General features: G+C 72.2%; 14 protein-coding genes and 1 pseudogene. 4 read left to right on the forward strand and 11 right to left on the reverse strand.

What is annotated here, in order from left to right; all coding sequences use genetic code 11:
• The first annotated feature begins 58 nt into the window (after positions 1-58).
• Positions 59-1,081, forward strand: coding sequence for a hypothetical protein (locus OHA37_RS24720; protein ID WP_266908590.1), 1,023 nt, complete (start codon positions 59-61; stop codon positions 1,079-1,081).
• Between the two features lie 16 nt (positions 1,082-1,097).
• Here the strand turns inward: OHA37_RS24720 and OHA37_RS24725 are convergent, their stop codons facing one another.
• From OHA37_RS24725 to OHA37_RS24750, 6 genes are all read right to left on the reverse strand, one after another.
• On the reverse strand, positions 1,098-2,039 hold the full coding sequence (locus tag OHA37_RS24725; RefSeq protein ID WP_266908592.1) for a siderophore-interacting protein: 942 nt from the start codon (positions 2,037-2,039) through the stop codon (positions 1,098-1,100).
• An 88-nt stretch (positions 2,040-2,127) separates the two neighbouring features.
• Positions 2,128-3,165, reverse strand: a complete 1,038-nt coding sequence (locus OHA37_RS24730) for an ABC transporter substrate-binding protein (protein WP_266908594.1) — start codon at positions 3,163-3,165, stop codon at positions 2,128-2,130.
• Between the two features lie 125 nt (positions 3,166-3,290).
• Positions 3,291-4,451, reverse strand: a complete 1,161-nt coding sequence (locus OHA37_RS24735; RefSeq protein ID WP_266908596.1) for an acyl-CoA dehydrogenase family protein — start codon at positions 4,449-4,451, stop codon at positions 3,291-3,293.
• A gap of 8 nt (positions 4,452-4,459) precedes the next feature.
• Entirely contained in the window at positions 4,460-5,392 is a 933-nt protein-coding gene (locus tag OHA37_RS24740) for a hydroxymethylglutaryl-CoA lyase (protein WP_266908598.1), read from the reverse strand.
• Positions 5,389-7,479 (reverse strand): ATP-binding protein, encoded by a 2,091-nt coding sequence (locus OHA37_RS24745; protein WP_266908600.1) that lies wholly within the window; start codon positions 7,477-7,479, stop codon positions 5,389-5,391. The genes OHA37_RS24740 and OHA37_RS24745 overlap by 4 nt, the downstream gene beginning before the upstream one ends.
• A 16-nt stretch (positions 7,480-7,495) precedes the next feature.
• Positions 7,496-9,112 (reverse strand): carboxyl transferase domain-containing protein, encoded by a 1,617-nt coding sequence (locus OHA37_RS24750; RefSeq protein WP_266908602.1) that lies wholly within the window; start codon positions 9,110-9,112, stop codon positions 7,496-7,498.
• Between the two features lie 100 nt (positions 9,113-9,212).
• On the opposite strand from OHA37_RS24750, the gene OHA37_RS24755 reads away from it, so the two are divergent.
• Positions 9,213-9,791, forward strand: coding sequence for an SACE_7040 family transcriptional regulator (locus tag OHA37_RS24755; protein WP_266908604.1), 579 nt, complete (start codon positions 9,213-9,215; stop codon positions 9,789-9,791).
• Between the two features lie 65 nt (positions 9,792-9,856).
• A complete protein-coding gene (locus tag OHA37_RS24760; protein WP_266908606.1) occupies positions 9,857-10,657 on the forward strand; it encodes a phosphatase in 801 nt (266 codons plus the stop codon).
• A gap of 114 nt (positions 10,658-10,771) precedes the next feature.
• Here the strand turns inward: OHA37_RS24760 and OHA37_RS24765 are convergent.
• A pseudogene (locus tag OHA37_RS24765) lies at positions 10,772-11,649 on the reverse strand (SDR family NAD(P)-dependent oxidoreductase).
• Positions 11,650-11,750: 101 nt separating this feature from the next.
• Between OHA37_RS24765 and OHA37_RS24770 the strand changes: the two are divergent.
• A complete protein-coding gene (locus OHA37_RS24770) occupies positions 11,751-12,212 on the forward strand; it encodes a MarR family winged helix-turn-helix transcriptional regulator (protein ID WP_266908608.1) in 462 nt (153 codons plus the stop codon).
• Here OHA37_RS24770 and OHA37_RS24775 read toward each other — a convergent pair.
• The 4 genes from OHA37_RS24775 to OHA37_RS24790 all read right to left on the reverse strand — a co-directional run bounded on the left by OHA37_RS24775 (position 12,190) and on the right by OHA37_RS24790 (position 15,782).
• The gene (locus OHA37_RS24775) at positions 12,190-13,197 is read right to left on the reverse strand and encodes a cation diffusion facilitator family transporter (protein WP_443046212.1); all 1,008 of its coding nucleotides are present in this window, start codon (positions 13,195-13,197) and stop codon (positions 12,190-12,192) included. The two genes, OHA37_RS24770 and OHA37_RS24775, sit on opposite strands and share 23 nt — an antisense overlap.
• Before the next feature lie 27 nt (positions 13,198-13,224).
• Complete coding sequence (tesB, locus tag OHA37_RS24780; RefSeq protein WP_266908610.1) at positions 13,225-14,103, reverse strand: acyl-CoA thioesterase II; 879 nt, start codon at positions 14,101-14,103, stop codon at positions 13,225-13,227.
• An 18-nt stretch (positions 14,104-14,121) separates the two neighbouring features.
• Positions 14,122-15,279 (reverse strand): acyl-CoA dehydrogenase family protein, encoded by a 1,158-nt coding sequence (locus OHA37_RS24785; RefSeq protein ID WP_266908612.1) that lies wholly within the window; start codon positions 15,277-15,279, stop codon positions 14,122-14,124.
• Between the two features lie 131 nt (positions 15,280-15,410).
• Positions 15,411-15,782: a hypothetical protein gene (locus tag OHA37_RS24790; protein WP_266908614.1), complete on the reverse strand. Its 372-nt coding sequence runs from the start codon at positions 15,780-15,782 to the stop codon at positions 15,411-15,413.
• Positions 15,783-15,854 lie beyond the last annotated feature (72 nt).

Raw genomic sequence — 15,854 nt, forward strand, 5'->3', positions numbered from 1 at the left:
CGGAACGGGGCACCACCTGCCTGACCCCCTGGATCGGACGGTGCTGCAGGATGTGCGGGTGATATTCCGAGGCAGGAAGCTCCCGGGCGTCGTGGAGCAGTTCGAGAAGGCCGTGCGCGCGCAGGACGCGCCGGTATCGGAACGGGCGTTCGCGAAGCTCCTTCGGGTGGCCGGCAAGGCCGGGGACGCCGAGTACCGGGAGGCGGGACCCCGGCTGGCGGCGCTGCTCGGGGAGATCCCGCCCGGGCCGAGGGCCACGGTCGGGGTGATCGTCGGGGCGTGCGTGGAGCGGGGCGCGGACCCGGTCGTCTGCGCGCCGGGGATCCTCACCGGGGCCACGGAGGCGTTCGCGGTCGCCCTTGAATTCTGCGCGCGCTGGGCGGAGACGGGCGGCGGGGAACTGCCGGGCCCCGAGGGCGAGCACACCGACGAGATCGCCGAGCGGGTGGGGCACGACCTCGCGGTGGGCTGGTTCTCGCTGCCGGAATGGGAGATGGCGGCCGTCGCCGTGCTGGGCACGGCGGCCGTGCGCCGGACGGTGGAGGGCAAGGCGGAGCTGCTCGCCCGCGTGGAGCGGGTGACGGAGGCCTCGGGCGACGCGTTCAAGTGCCTGACGTACGCCCTGCGGGTGCTGGACGACGAGCCGCTCATCGTCCTGCACCGCGAGAGCGGGACCGGCTTCGCCCTGCGCATGAGCGGAATCGGTGACAACTTCCAGCTGCACACCCTGCTCGCGGGCGTGCTCACCGGCGGCAACCACGTGCCGGGCGAGGCCCCGTCGGCGCGGGAGGTCGCCGTGTGCCGGGACGCCGACGGGATGGTCCCGACGACCGGGGCGTTCAACCTGGTCGGTGCGGACGGGATCTGGATCTTCAACGAGGGCACCCCGACCGACATCGCCGTCGTGGACGGCGTCCGGCTGCTCGTCCTGGACCCGTCCCCGTACCGGCGGAGCTGGGAGGCGGGGCGGTTCTTCCCCGGCATGCACGGCGACCTGGTGCTGGAGCGGGTGCTCGGCGCGGAGGAGACCGCCGGCTGGTTCGGCAAGGTGGCTCCGGACAAGGGGTGGGCGCGCGCGTGAGGAACCGGAGCTGGGGCTAGAGCGCCGCGGTCGGGTCCTCGTCGGGGGCCCGGCCCGCGTAGGCCTCCGCGAGGAGCTGTTCCTCGCTCGCGCCGAGCCGCCAGTATCCGGTGAAGCGGACCGCGCGCCGGTCGACGCCGCAGTCCTGGACGAAGTGCCTGCGGACCGCGCGGATCGTCGCGGACTCGCCCGCGATCCAGGCGTACGGGGCTCCGGCGGCGGGCCGTTCGGCCGCCCGGAGGGCCTCCAGCACCCGGTCGGTGCGTTCCGGGCCGGTGCCCGGCTCCCGGACCACCCAGGTGATGTCCGCGTCGGCGGACGTCGGCAGGTACAGCCGGTCGTCCTCGTGCGGGACCTCGAACCAGGCCCTGACCGGGGTGCCCTCGGGGAGCCGGTCCAGGATCGCGGAGGCCGCGGGCAGGGCGGTCTCGTCGGCGTACATCAGGATCGCGTCGGTGGCGGCCGGCGGCTGGAAGCGTACGGACTTGTTCTCCGCGACGGCCGGGCCGATGGCCATGATCCGGCGGCCGGTCACCGCGCGGCCCGCCCAGGACGAGGCGGGGGAGGTGGTGCCGTGCAGGACGAAGTCGATGTCCACCTCGTCCACGCCCGCGGGGGTACGGCGCTGCTCGCGGACCGTGTACGAGCGCATCACCGGGCGCTCCTCGTCCGGCATCGCACGCCAGTCGCCGAACCAGGTGTCCTCGCCGGTGGACGGCAGCACCGTGTGCTCCCGGCCGGCGGGCGGCAGGAAGAGGGACAGGCTCTGGTCGTAGCCGCCCGAGCGGAAGTCCGTCAGGGAGGCGCCGCCGAAGGTGATCCGCAGGAAGGAGCGGCCGAGGCGGCGCGTGCGGAGCACTTCGAGCTCGAAGAACCGGAAGTGGGGGATCTCGGCTTCGGGCGCGGGCGCGGGCGCGGTGGTGGCGGCGGCGGTGCTGGCGTTGGCGTTGGCGGTCATGCGGAGGGTCCCCCCTGGGATCGGCGATGACGGGCGAAGCAGAAGGCCCCGGCGCCTGGGTGAGGCGCCGGGGCCGGACGGCCAGGGGTCAGCTGACCTTCTTGGCGTTCTGGATGGCCTTGGTGAGCTCTTCGACGATCTGCGCGCACTTCTCGTAGGAGTAGATCGGCTCGGTCACGCGGGGGGTGATCTGACCGGCCTTGACGGCCGGCATCTCGGCCCAGGTCGGCTTGGCCTTCAGCTCCTCCGGCTGGAGGGTGCCGGTGCGGTTGTCGAGGAGGATCACGTCGGCCTTGTACTTGCCGGCGTTCTCCCAGCTGAGGCTCTCGAAGAAGCCGCCCTCGACCTTGTCCGGGACGACGAACTCGACGCCGAGCGACTGGAAGTACTTCAGGTCGGCGGAGGTGGCCGGGGTGGAGACGTAGAACAGGTCCGCGGCGCCGGAACCGACGAGCACCTTGATGCCCGGGTTCGCCTTGGTGGCCTCGCGGAGCTTCGCGGAGGCGGCCTCGAAGCGGGCCTTGGCGTCGACGGTCTTCTTGTCGTTCAGGTCGGCGCCCAGGGACTTCGCGAGATCCGCGGTGCGGGCCAGGGCCTTGTCCATCGTGACGTCGCCGCCCACGCCGATCGCGGCGGCCGGGGCCAGCTTCAGGATCTTGTCCTTGGAGGCTTCCGGCAGGTACCAGTAGCTGCCCTTCTCCCAGGTGTTGGTCACCAGGAGGTCGGGCTGCAGGGCTGCGTACTTCTCGACGTTGAACTCGTCGTAGACGTTGCCGATGATCTCGACCTTGGAGATGTCCATCGAGCCGGCCTGCACGTCGGCCTTGCCGTCGGCGGTCTTCGTCGGGCCGAACACGCCCTTGACGCCCACTCCGTAGTCGTGGAGCGCGGCCGCGGTGCCGGTGAAGGCGACGATGTTCTTCGGCGTGGACTTGGCGGTGACGTCCTTGCCCATGTCGTCCTTGAAGCTCCACGCGCCCGACGCGGCGCCCGTGCCCTTGTCGCCCGATCCGTCCTTCGCGGAGTCGCTGCCACCGCAGGCGGTGAGCGCGGCCACGAGGCCGAGGGCGCCGCCTGCCGCGATGAGACCGCGGCGGGTGAGGAGGGAGGAGCGGGACTTGGGCATGGCGATGTCCACTTTCGTGCGTACTGGGTGGCTCGTGCGTTCGAGAGGAAGGTTAGCCTAACCTTGGCTGAGAACGATAAAGGGCCCTCCACATGGAGGGCCCCGTACCGCACCACCGACTGCCGTTAGGCGGAAAGCCCCAGCTCACGGGCGATCAGCATGCGCTGCACCTCGCTCGTGCCCTCGCCGATCTCCAGGATCTTCGAATCGCGCCACATGCGGGCCACCGGGTACTCGTTCATGAACCCGTAGCCGCCGTGGATCTGCGTGGCATCGCGCGCGTTGTCGACCGCCACCGTCGAGGAGTACAGCTTCGCGATGGCCGCCTCCTTCTTGAAGGGCTCCCCGGCCACGAGGCGGGAGGCCGCGTCGCGCCAGCCGATCCGGGCCATGTGGGCGCGCATCTCCATGTCCGCCAGCTTGAACTGGATGGCCTGGTTGTCGCCGATCGCCTTGCCGAAGGCGTGCCGCTCCTTGGCGTACTTCACCGATTCGTCCACACAGCCCTGGGCCAGGCCCGTCGCGAGCGCGGAGATGGCGACCCGGCCCTCGTCGAGGATCCGCAGGAACTGGGCGTAGCCGCGGCCCTCTTCGCCGACCAGGTTGGCGAGGGGGACCCGGACGCCGTCGAAGGACAGCTCGCGGGTGTCCGAGGAGTTCCAGCCCACCTTGGAGTAGGGGGCGGCCACGGTGAAGCCGGGGGTGCCCGACGGGACGATGATCGAGGAGATCTCGGGGCGTCCGTCGGCCTTGCGGCCCGTCACGGCGGTGACGGTGACCAGGCCGGTGATGTCCGTACCGGAGTTGGTGATGAAGCACTTGGAGCCGTTGATCACCCACTCGTCGCCGTCCCGGACGGCGGTCGTACGGGTGCCGCCCGCGTCGGAGCCGGCCCCCGGCTCGGTCAGGCCGAAGGCGCCGAGGATCTCGCCGGAGCACATCTTCGGCAGCCACTGCCGCTTCTGCTCCTCGGTGCCGAAGAGGTACAGCGGCATCGCGCCGAGCGAGACGCCGGCCTCCAGGGTGATGGCGACCGAGGAGTCGACGCGGGCCAGCTCCTCCAGGGCGATGCCGAGGGCGAGGTAGTCGCCGCCCATGCCGCCGTACTCCTCGGGGAAGGGCAGGCCGAACAGGCCCATGCGGCCCATCTCGCGGACGATCTCGTACGGGAACTCGTGCCGCTCGTACAGATCGCCGATCTTGGGCGCCACCACATCGTGCGCGAACGCCTCGACGGTGCGGCGGAGTTCCTCGTGCTCGGGGGTGAGCCGGTGGTCGAGGGCCATGGTCTTCGTTACTCCTTGTGGGAGAGGGCGCGGACGGTACGGGAGGGGCTGGGACGCCCCAGCTGTTCGGCCATCCACACGCTCGTGGCGGTGAGGGCGGCCAGATCGACCCCGGTCTCGATGCCGAGGCCGTCGAGCATCCAGACGAGGTCCTCGGTCGCGAGATTGCCGGTGGCGCTCTTGGCGTACGGGCATCCGCCGAGGCCGCCCGCGGAGGCGTCGACGGTGCTCACGCCGTGCCGGAGCGCGGCGAGGGTGTTGGACAGGGCCTGGCCGTAGGTGTCGTGGAAGTGCACGCCGATCCGGTCGGTGCCCACGCCCTCCGCGTTGAGCGCGCAGAGGAGGGCCCGCACGTGCCCCGGGGTGGCGACGCCGATGGTGTCGCCGAGGCTCAGCTCGTCACAGCCGAGGTCCAGGAGGGCCTTGGCGACGCCGACCACCTGGTGGACCGGTACCGGCCCTTCCCAGGGGTCGCCGAAGCACATGGAGAGGTAGCCGCGGACGTGCGCCCCGTGCTCCTTGGCGCGGGCCACGACGGGCTCGAACATCGCGAGGGACTCGGCGACGGTCCGGTTGAGGTTGCGGGCGGCGAAGGTCTCGGTGGCCGAACCGAACACGGCGATCCGGGTGGCCCCGAGGGCGAGCGCGCGGTCGAGGCCGCGCTCGTTGGGGACGAGGACCGGCAGCGCGGCCTTCACGTCGGCGAGCAGCGGGAACAGCTCGTCGGCGTCGGCCAGCTGGGGGACCCACCGGGGGTGCACGAAGCTGGTCGCCTCGATGGTGGTGAGCCCCGCGGCGGCCAGCCGGTGCACGAACTCGGCCTTCACGTGGGTCGGGACGGCCGTCTTCTCGTTCTGCAGCCCGTCCCGGGCGCCCACCTCGTGGATCCGGACCCGGGCCGGGAGGCCCTCGTCCGGGAAGCTCATCGGAAGCCCGTTCATTCGGCCTTCTCCTCCTCGTCCGGAGTGACCACGGCGAGGACCTGGTCCATGGCGACCGTGGTGCCGGGGGTGACGTCGAGTTCGGTGACGGTGCCGGCGTGCGGGGCGGAGATGACGTGCTCCATCTTCATGGCCTCGACGACGAGCAGGCTCTGACCGGCGGTCACCCTCTCGCCGACGGCGACCTTGACGACGGTGACGGTGCCGGGCATGGGGGCGGCGAGGGTGTCTGCGCCGCCGCGGCCCGCGCCGCGGAGGTTCGCCTCGACCGGGTCGTGCGCCTGTACGTGCCAGGAGTCGCCGTCTCGGCCTAGCCAGGTCCCCTCCGGGGAGGTGGCGTGGCTGAACCGGTGGGTGACGCCGTCCAGTTCGACCGTGAGGTGCTCGGGGGTGAGGTGCACGATCCGGCCCCGGGCCGGGGTGCTGGGGCTCCGCCCCGGACCCCGCGCCTCAAACGCCGGCGGGGCTGGATGTGCCTGGGCGCCGTCGTCGAGCAGCAGCTCCGTGTCCGGGCCCGTTCCGGCGGACCGGGTACGGACCGTGACCGGGTCCTGGCCCGGGAGGCGGAAGTGCTGGACCGTCCAGGCGGGGGTGCCGCCCAGGCGCCAGCCGTTGGCGGAGTCGAACGGGTCGACCCAGCCCCCGGCAGGGTTTCGGGAAGGGGCGGGGTGGGGGAAAGAACCTCCGGCCAGCAGGGCCGCCGCCGCGTACACCTCGTCCGGGACCCCCTCGGGGAGGAGCTGGGACAGGTCCCGCTCCACCAGGCCCGTGTCCAGGTCGCCCGACACCACATCCGGGTGCGCGAGCAGGCGGCGCAGGAAGCCCGTGTTGGTCTGGACGCCCAGGATCACGGTGTCCGCGAGGGCGCCGCGCAGGACACGCAGCGCCGAGGCGCGGTCGGGACCGTAGGCGATGACCTTCGACAGCATCGGGTCGTACGTGGAGCCGGTGTCGACCCCCGCCGCCAGCCCGGAGTCCGTACGGACGGAGCCGCCGGACGGCTCCGACAGCGCCAGCACCGTGCCGCCGGACGGCAGGAACCCGCGCGCCGGGTCCTCCGCGCAGACGCGGGCCTCGATCGCGTGCCCGGTCAGCCGGACCTCCGACTGGCCGAAGCCCAGCTCCGCGCCCGCCGCGACCCGGAGCTGCTGCTCCACCAGGTCCAGGCCCGTGATGAGCTCGGTGACCGGGTGCTCCACCTGGAGCCGGGTGTTCATCTCCATGAAGTAGTACGAGGCGGGGTCGTGGCCCGGGACGATGAACTCCACCGTGCCCGCGCCGACGTACCCGCAGGACCGGGCCGCCTCCACCGCCGCCGCGCCCATCGAGGCCCGCAGCTCCGGCGTCAGCAGGACCGACGGGGCCTCCTCGATCACCTTCTGGTGGCGCCGCTGGAGCGAGCACTCGCGCTCCCCGAGGTGGACCACGTTCCCGTGCGCGTCCGCCAGTACCTGGATCTCGATGTGCCGGGGCCGGTCCACCCAGCGCTCCACGAGCAGGGTGTCGTCGCCGAAGGAGGACTTCGCCTCGCGGCGGGCCGCCGCGATCTCCTCGCCGAGCAGCGCGGAGTCCCGTACGAGCCGCATGCCCTTGCCGCCGCCGCCCGCCGAGGGCTTCAGCAGGACCGGCATGCCGATCTGCTCGGCGGCGGCGACCAGTTCGGCGTCGGACAGCCCGCTGCCCGAGGAGCCGGGGACCACGGGCACGCCCGCGGCCTTGACGGTCTCCTTGGCGCGGATCTTGTCGCCCATCAGGGAGATCGCCGAGGCGGGCGGTCCGATGAAGGCCAGGCCCGCGTCCGCGCAGGCGGCCGCGAAGGCGGCGTTCTCCGCGAGGAAGCCGTAGCCGGGGTGGACGGCCTCGGCGCCCGTGCGGCGGGCCGCGTCGAGCAGCCGCTCCACCGACAGGTAGCTCATCGAGGCCGCCGCCGGGCCGATGCGGACGGCCGTGTCGGCCTCCCGTACGTGCCGGGCGTCCGCGTCGGCGTCGCTGAAGACGGCCACGGAACGGATGCCGAGCTCCCGCAGCGTGCGGATGACGCGGACCGCGATCTCGCCCCGGTTGGCGACCAGAACAGTGCTGAACATCAGTGAGGTCCTCACGTCACATGCGGAAGATGCCGAAGCCCGAGTCGCCCAGCGGGGCGTTCGCGCACGCGGTCAGGGCCAGTCCCAGCACCTGCCGGGTCTCCATCGGGTCGATGACCCCGTCGTCCCACAGCCGCGCCGTGGCGTAGTAGGCGTTGCCCTGCTCCTCGTACTGCGCCCGGACCGGGGCCTTGAAGGCCTCCTCGTCCTCGGCCGGCCACTCCTGGCCCGCGCCCTCGATCTGGTCGCGCTTGACCGTCGCCAGGACGGAGGCCGCCTGCTCGCCGCCCATCACGGAGATCTTGGCGTTGGGCCACATCCACAGGAAGCGGGGGCTGTAGGCCCGCCCGCACATGGAGTAGTTGCCCGCGCCGTACGAGCCGCCGACCACCACCGTGAGCTTCGGGACCCGGGTGCAGGCCACGGCCGTGACCATCTTGGCGCCGTGCTTGGCGATGCCGCCCGCCTCGTAGTCCCGGCCGACCATGAAGCCGGAGATGTTCTGGAGGAAGAGCAGCGGGATGCCGCGCTGGTCGCACAGCTCGATGAAGTGCGCGCCCTTCTGGGCCGACTCGGAGAACAGGATGCCGTTGTTGGCGACGATCCCGACCGGGTGCCCGTGGATCCGGGCGAAGCCGGTGACCAGGGTCTGCCCGAACTCCGCCTTGAACTCCTGGAAGCGGGAGCCGTCCACGATCCGGGCGATGATCTCGCGGGCGTCGTAGGGGGTGCGGGAGTCGACCGGCACCGCGCCGTACAGCCCGTACGGGTCCACCTTGGGCTCCTGCGGAGCCTCGACCGACCAGGGCAGGGCCCGGCGCTCGGGCAGGGTCGCCACGATGTTCCGTACGATCCGCAGCGCGTGGGCGTCGTCCTCCGCGAGGTGGTCGGTGACCCCGGAGGTGCGGGAGTGGACCTCGCCGCCGCCCAGCTCCTCGGCCGTGACCACCTCGCCGGTGGCGGCCTTCACCAGCGGCGGGCCGCCGAGGAAGATCGTGCCCTGGCCGCGGACGATGACGGCCTCGTCGCTCATGGCCGGTACGTACGCGCCGCCCGCCGTGCAGGAGCCGAGGACGGCGGCGATCTGCGGGATGCCGGCCCCCGACATGCGGGCCTGGTTGTAGAAGATGCGGCCGAAGTGGTCCCGGTCGGGGAAGACCTCGTCCTGCATGGGGAGGAAGGCGCCGCCCGAGTCGACCAGGTAGAGGCAGGGGAGACGATTCTCCAGGGCCACCTCCTGGGCGCGCAGGTGCTTCTTCACGGTCATCGGGTAGTACGTGCCGCCCTTGACGGTGGCGTCGTTCGCGACGATGACGCACTCGCGGCCGCTGACCCGGCCGATGCCGGCGATCACCCCGGCGGCCGGGGCCGCGCCCCCGTACATCCCCTCGGCTGCCAGCGGGGCCAGCTCCAGGAAGGGGGACCCGGGGTCGAGGAGGGCGTCCACGCGGTCGCGCGGCAGCAGCTTCCCGCGGGCGGTGTGGCGGGCGCGGGCCTTCTCCCCGCCGCCGAGCCGGGCCGCCTCCAGGCGGGCCCGCAGGCCCTCGGAGAGCTCACGGTGGGCGGCCTCGTTGGCCCGCCAGGCATCGGACGCCGGGTCGGCGGCGCTCGTCAGCACTGGTGCCTGCTGCATCGGTCGAGCTCCCTTGCTCGGTGCGCTCTTGTTAATGAGCGTTAACGCATGTGGGACTTAGGTTAACGACCGCTAACGGCCCTGTCTAGAATGGATTCCCATGAGCACCAGAGCAGCCGCCCCGACCCGGCGCGAGCAGATCCTCGGCGAGGCTGCGCGCCTCTTCGCCGAGCGCGGTTTCCACGGCGTGGGCGTGGACGAGATAGGGGCCGCGGTGGGCATCAGCGGCCCCGGCCTGTACCGGCACTTCGCGGGCAAGGACGCGATGCTCGCCGAGCTGCTCGTCGGCATCAGCGAACGGCTGCTCACGGGCGGCCGCCGCAGGGTGGAGGAGGCGGCCGGTGACCCGTCCGGCGTGCTGGCCTCCCTCGTCGACGGCCACATCGACTTCGCCCTCGACGACCGGGCGCTGATCACCCTCCACGACCGGGAGCTGGACCGGCTGCGCGAGGCCGACCGCAAGCTCGTACGGCAGCTGCAGCGCAAGTACGTCGAGCTGTGGGTCGACGTCGTACGGGAGCTGCACCCCGAGGTGGGCGAGGCGGAGGTACGCGTCTCCGTGCACGCCGTCTTCGGCCTGCTGAACTCCACCCCGCACCTGGCGGCGCTCGGCCGGGACGCGACGGAGTCGCTGCTGCGCCGGCTCGCGAACGGGGCCTTCGGGGCGCTGTCGGGATGAGGCGGCGCGTCCGGGGTGTCCGGGGGGCGGGATGGAAGGGACGGCTCCGGGCGGGCGGCGGCAGAATGGGCCGCATGCCGAAGCCGATAGCTGTTCCCAGTCGAGCCGAACTCATCGACCACCTGGTCCGCACGCGGATCGCGGGGGACGTCGCGACTCCGCGCGAGAACAACCTCTCCCACTACCGCAAGCTCGCCAACGGTGACCGGCACTACTGGCTGGGCCTGGAGCTGGGCGACCGCTGGACGGACGAGCAGGACGTGCTCGCGGTGATGGCGGAGCGCTGCGGGGTCGTGGACGAGGCGACCCACCGCTTCGGCCAGGACACCATCGACCCCGAACTGACCGTGTCCGCGCTGGACCGGATGGCCGCGCGGTTGCGCAAGGCCGCGCTGGACCGGCAGAGCGTGCTGCTGGCCACGGGGCATCCGGGCGGGCTGCTGGACGTGCACCGGGCCACCGCCGACGCGTTGCGCTCCGCGGGCTGCGAGATCGTGGTGATCCCGCCGGGGCTGGTCGCCGACGAGGGCTCGGTGTGGCAGTTCGCGGACGTCGCGGTGCTGGAGCGGGGGGCGACGCTGTGGCACACCCACTCCCCGGAGCCGATGGCGGCGATCCTGGACGCGCTGGCCGCCCACGGGCGGCCGCAGCCCGACCTGGTCGTCGCCGACCACGGCTGGGCGGGGTGTGCGGCGCAGCGGGGCCTGGATGCGGTGGGGTACGCCGACTGCAACGACCCCGCGCTGTTCCTGGCCGAGGCCGAGGGCACGCTTCAGGTGGCGGTGCCGCTGGACGACCACGTCCGTGACCCCCGCTACTACGACCCGATGGTCGCGTACCTGCTTGCGGCGGCGGGCCTGCTGTAGCCCCTCCGGGGTCGGTCGTCTGGTGCGGCGCCGCTGCCGGGGACCCGGGCCCCGCGCCTCAATCGCCGGCGGGGCTGGATTTTCCCGCCCCGGCGGCCGGCGGAGCGGGGCGGGTCAGCGGACCCAGCTGCCCGTGAGGGTCTGGACGGCCGAGCCTTCGAGGTCGGCGAGCTTGGGGGCGACGAACTCGCGGGCCCAGTCCGAGGTCTGGACACGGAACGGGGCCGCTCGGCGGTCAGCGCCGCGACGACCGGGGCGGCGGCCTCCGCGGAGGTCTGTGCGCCGGAGTACGACTGCGTCGTGCGCTCGACGTAGGCCCGCAGCGCAGGGGCGTACGGCCCGGCATCGGCGAGCATCGCCGGGATGTCGAGCCCCAGGCTGGCGACGAACTCGGTGGCCACGGCCCCCGGTTCGACGACGGTCACCCCGACGCCGACGGTCGCGGCGACCGGCGCGAGCGATTCCATGAACCCTTCGACGGCGAACTTGGCCGCGCAGTACGCCTCGTTGAAGGGCTGGCCGATCACTCCGCCGACGCTGGTGACCGTGATGACCCGGCCGCCGGAGGCGCGCAGGTGGGGGAGGGCCGCGCGGGTCAGCTCGACGACGCCGAAGTAGTTGACCTCCATCGCGGAGCGGACCGGCTCCATGCCCTGCTGCTCGACGGTGCCCACGGACCCCGCCCCGGCGTTGTTCACCACCGCGTCGAGCCGCCCGTGCTCGGCGACGACCTCGGCCACGCAGGCGGCGACGGACACGGCGTCGGTGACGTCGAGCTGCTTGACCTGGACGAGGCCGGAGACCCCGGCCTCCTCGGCGGCCTTGAGCAGGGCATCGGCGCGGCCGGTGTCGCGCATGGTGGCGACGGTGTGCCAGCCGGCCTCGGCGGCCCCCACGGCCGCGGCGAGGCCGATGCCGGAGGAGGTCCCCGTGATGAGGACGGTCTTGCGGGGCGAAGAGGCCGGCGGGGTCGACGAGGTGGAGGGGGTCATGGCGGGCTCCAGGGTGCGGCGGACGGCACGTGAATAATCATCGCGTGTACACACACAGATTATCGTTGTGTGTGCGTACACGCAACCGGTACCCTGGCCCCATGGCGCACAACGACTTCACCCTGGGTGCTCTCACCCCCCGCGACCACGCCTTCTACGGGCTCGTGTGGGCGGGCACCACCCTCACCGCCCGGGTGGACCAGGCCCTCACCCGCCGGCACGACCTGCCGCTGTCCTGGTTCGAGGTCATGCTGTGGCTGCGCGCCCAGCCCGAGCCGGTCGCCCCCTCCGAGCTGGGGGCCAGGACCCTGCTCAGCCGCAGCCAGGTCTCGCGCGTCACCGACTCGCTCCAGGCCCGCGGCCTTGTCGAGCGGATCCCGTCCCCGACCGACGCCCGCTCGATACGCGTGGCCCTCACCGACGCCGGCCGCCGCGCCTTCGCCGAAGCCGATGCCACCCGCCGCGAGGCGCTGGCGGAGGTCTTCGACGACCGGCTCGACGACGCGGACATCGCCGCGCTGGAGGCGGTGTGGGCCAAGCTCAAGGCCCGCCCGCAGCAGTAGGGGGACCGGCGGGCCCCGGCGGCGGGGCGGGCGTCGGCGTCGGGTCCAGGTACACCCGGCGGATCGCCGGGAAGCGGTCCCGGAGCTGCGCCTCCGCGACCTCGCACGCCTCCTCCACCTGCCGCGCCGAAGCGAGATCGTGGAAGTCGACCTTCGCGGCGATCAGCACCTCCGCCGGCCCCTGCACGATCGTCGTCAATTCGAGGACGCCCTCGATGTGCAGCACAGACAGCAGCTCCTCCCGGACCTCCGCCCGCATCGCCTCCGGCAGCGGCCGCCCGATCAGGTACTGCGCGTTCGAGCGCCCCAGCTCCCACGCCACCCACACCAGCAGCAGCCCGATGAGGAGGGAGGCCACCCCGTCGTAGACGCCCGAGCCCGTGAGCTGCGCGCCGAGCAGGCCGCCGGCGGCCAGGGCCAGTCCGATCAGGGCGGCCACGTTTTCCAGGAGGACGGCCTTCACGGCCGTGTCCGGGGTGTGTTTCACGTACAGACCCAGGGGCGCCCGCATCCGCGCCGCCTCGCCCTTGACCTGCCGCCAGGCGACCAGGAGGGAGTAGCCCTCCAGGACGGCGGCGACGGCCAGGATGATGTAGGAGAGGGTCGGGTTTCCGGGGTCCTCGCCGTGGACGAGGGTGTGGATGCCGTCGTAGACGGCGAACACCGCGCCGCCGACGAAGGTGGCGATCGATGCGAGGAGGGCCCAGATGTAGCGTTCCGGCCCGTAGCCCAGCGGGTGCGCCTCGTCCGCCGGCTTCGCGCTCCGCTTGAGCGAGGCCAGGAGCATCACCTCGGTGACGGTGTCGGCCACCGAGTGCGCCGCTTCGGAGAGCATCGCGCTCGATCCGCTGACGATCCCGCCCACGGCCTTGGCCGCGGCGATGCCGAGGTTCGTGACGACGGCGACGATGACCGTGCCCACGCTCTCGTTCTCGCCGGGGCCGCCGCTTCCGCTTCCGTTCACCATCACATCGCTGCTGGACATGGTGTGACGTTATGTCGGGCGGCCGTACTACGCGCGCGGGACGCGCACCACGCCCTCCTGGATGACCGTCACGGCGAGCCTGCCGTCCTGGGTCCAGATCCGGGCCTGGCCCAGGCCCCGGCCGGCGGCCGCCGAGGGTGACTCCTGGTCGTACAGCAGCCATTCGTCGGCGCGGAACGGCCGGTGGAACCACATCGCGTGGTCGAGTGATGCGCCGACCACGTCGCCCACCGCCCATCCGCCCTTCCCGTGCGCGAGCAGGACCGAGTCGAGCAGGGTCATGTCGGAGACGTAGGTGGCCAGGCAGGTGTGCAGGAGCGCGTCGTCGCTCTCCAGCTTGCCGGAGGTGCGGAACCACACCTGCGAGCGCGGTTCGACCGGTTCGCCGATGCTGCCCCAGGGCGGGACCGTGGCGTACCGCAGGTCCACGGCGCCGCGCGCCTCGATGAGCCGCTCCACCGTGCCCGGGTCGCGGAAGACCTCCCGGTAGAGGGGGAGGGACTCGGCGGCCGTCGGGAGGGTCTCCGGATCGGGGGCCTCGGGCATCGCGGTCTGGTGGTCGAGGCCGTCCTCGTACGTCTGGAAGGACGCGGAGAGGTGGAAGATCGGCTGGCCGTGCTGGACGGCGACGACGCGGCGCGTGGTGAAGGAGCGTCCGTCGCGGATCCGGTCGACCGAGTACACGATGGGCGCGCCCGGGTCGCCGGCGCGCAGGAAGTACGAGTGGAGAGAGTGCGCGGTGCGGTCCTCCGGCACGGTCCGGCCGGCCGCCACCAGCGCCTGGGCGGCGACCTGGCCGCCGAAGACCCGCGGTACCAGCGCGGAACGGCTGGTACCGCGGAAGATGTTCTCCTCGATCTGCTCGAGGTCGAGCAGGTCGAGGAGAGTCGTGAGGGCCTCGTTCATGGGGGAAGGCTAGATGCCCTACAGGCCCATCGACTTGGCGATGATGGACTTCATGACCTCGCTGGTGCCGCCGTAGATGCGGTTCACGCGGTTGTCGGCGTACAGGCGGGCGATCGGGTACTCGTTCATGTAGCCGTAGCCGCCGTGCAGTTGGAGGCACTTGTCGATGACGCGGTGCGCGACCTCGGTGCAGAACAGCTTCGCGGAAGCGGCCTCGGCGGCGGTGAGCTCACCGGCGTCCAGGGCCTCCAGGGCGCGGTCGGCGACGGCCTCGGCGGCGTCCACCTCGGCCTGGCAGGCGGCCAGTTCGAACTTGGTGTTCTGGAAGTGCGCGACCGGCTTGCCGAAGACGGTGCGGTCCTGAACGTAGTCCTTGGCGAACCGGACGGCGGCCTTGGCCTGCGCGTACGCGCCGAAGGCGATGCCCCAGCGCTCGGACGGCAGGTTGGCGCCGAGGTAGTAGAAGCCCTTGTTCTCCTCGCCGAGCAGGTCCTCGACCGGGACCTTGACGTCGACGAACGCCAGCTCGGCGGTGTCGGAGGTGCGCAGGCCGAGCTTGTCGAGCTTGCGGCCGATGGAGTAGCCCTCGGACTTGGTGTCCACCGCGAAGAGGGAGATGCCGAAGCGGCGGTCGTCCTCGGTGGGGGCGGAGGTGCGGGCGCAGACGATCACACGGTCGGCGTGCACGCCGCCGGTGATGAAGGTCTTGGAGCCGTTGAGGACGTAGTGCGTGCCGTCCTCGGAGAGCTTGGCGGTGGTCTTCATGCCCGCGACGTCGGAGCCGGTGCCCGGCTCGGTCATCGCCAGGGCCCACATCTCCTCGCCGGAGACGAACTTCGGCAGGAAGCGCTTCTTCTGCTCGTCGGCCGCCAGCATCTTGATGTAGGGGAGGGCGAGCAGCACGTGCACGCCGGAGCCGCCGAAGTTGACGCCCGCGCGGGAGGTCTCTTCGTAGAGGACGGCCTCGAACTTGTGGGTGTCCAGGCCGGCGCCGCCGAACTCCTCGGGGACGTTGATGCCGAAGATGCCCAGCTCGCCGAGCTTGTAGTAGAACTCGCGCGGGGCCTGACCGGCCGCGAACCACTCGTCGTAGACCGGGACGACCTCGGCCTCGATGAAGGCGCGGATGGTCTCGCGGAACGCCTCGTGGTCCTCGTTGAACACCGTACGGCGCACGGCCGACTCCCTTCGTCGCGGCAGTCCGCCGCCCAATCTAAGCGCTTGCTCAGATTAAGTTACCGGCGAGTTGGTCGCGCTGTCCAGAGTGAGGTGGGGCACGTCGGTCCGCAGGCCGGTCCGCAGGCCGGTCAGAAGCCGTCGCAGACGGCGGAGGCGAAGGGGCCGGTGGCCGTCGCCGTGACGGGCGGGTCGTCGTCCACCGTCACCGAGCAGGTGGCGGTGCCGCCGGCGGGGCCCAGGGTGACGACGAGGGAGCCGCCCTTGACGAAGCCCTTGGTGGTGAGCTCCTCGGTCCAGGGCAGGGTCCGGTCGCCGACCTGGCTGGTGGACAGGTTCCCGTCGCGCCAGGTCGAGTAGGTGATGGCCACGCCCGAGGCGGTGCCGGTGGCCGCGTACGTGATCCGGGCCGGGCGCGCGGCCTCCTCGGACACCTCGTCGACGAAGACGGCGAAGAGGGCGGTGCAGCCGCCGAGCAGGAGCAGGAACAGGCCCAGGAGCACCCACGGCCAGCGGCGGCGCCTCCGGGGCGGCGGCGGGTACGGGGACGGGTACGGCTGCTGGGGTGGGCGCGG

The sequence above is a fragment of the Streptomyces sp. NBC_00335 genome (genome assembly GCF_036127095.1).
Lineage (GTDB): Bacteria > Actinomycetota > Actinomycetes > Streptomycetales > Streptomycetaceae > Streptomyces.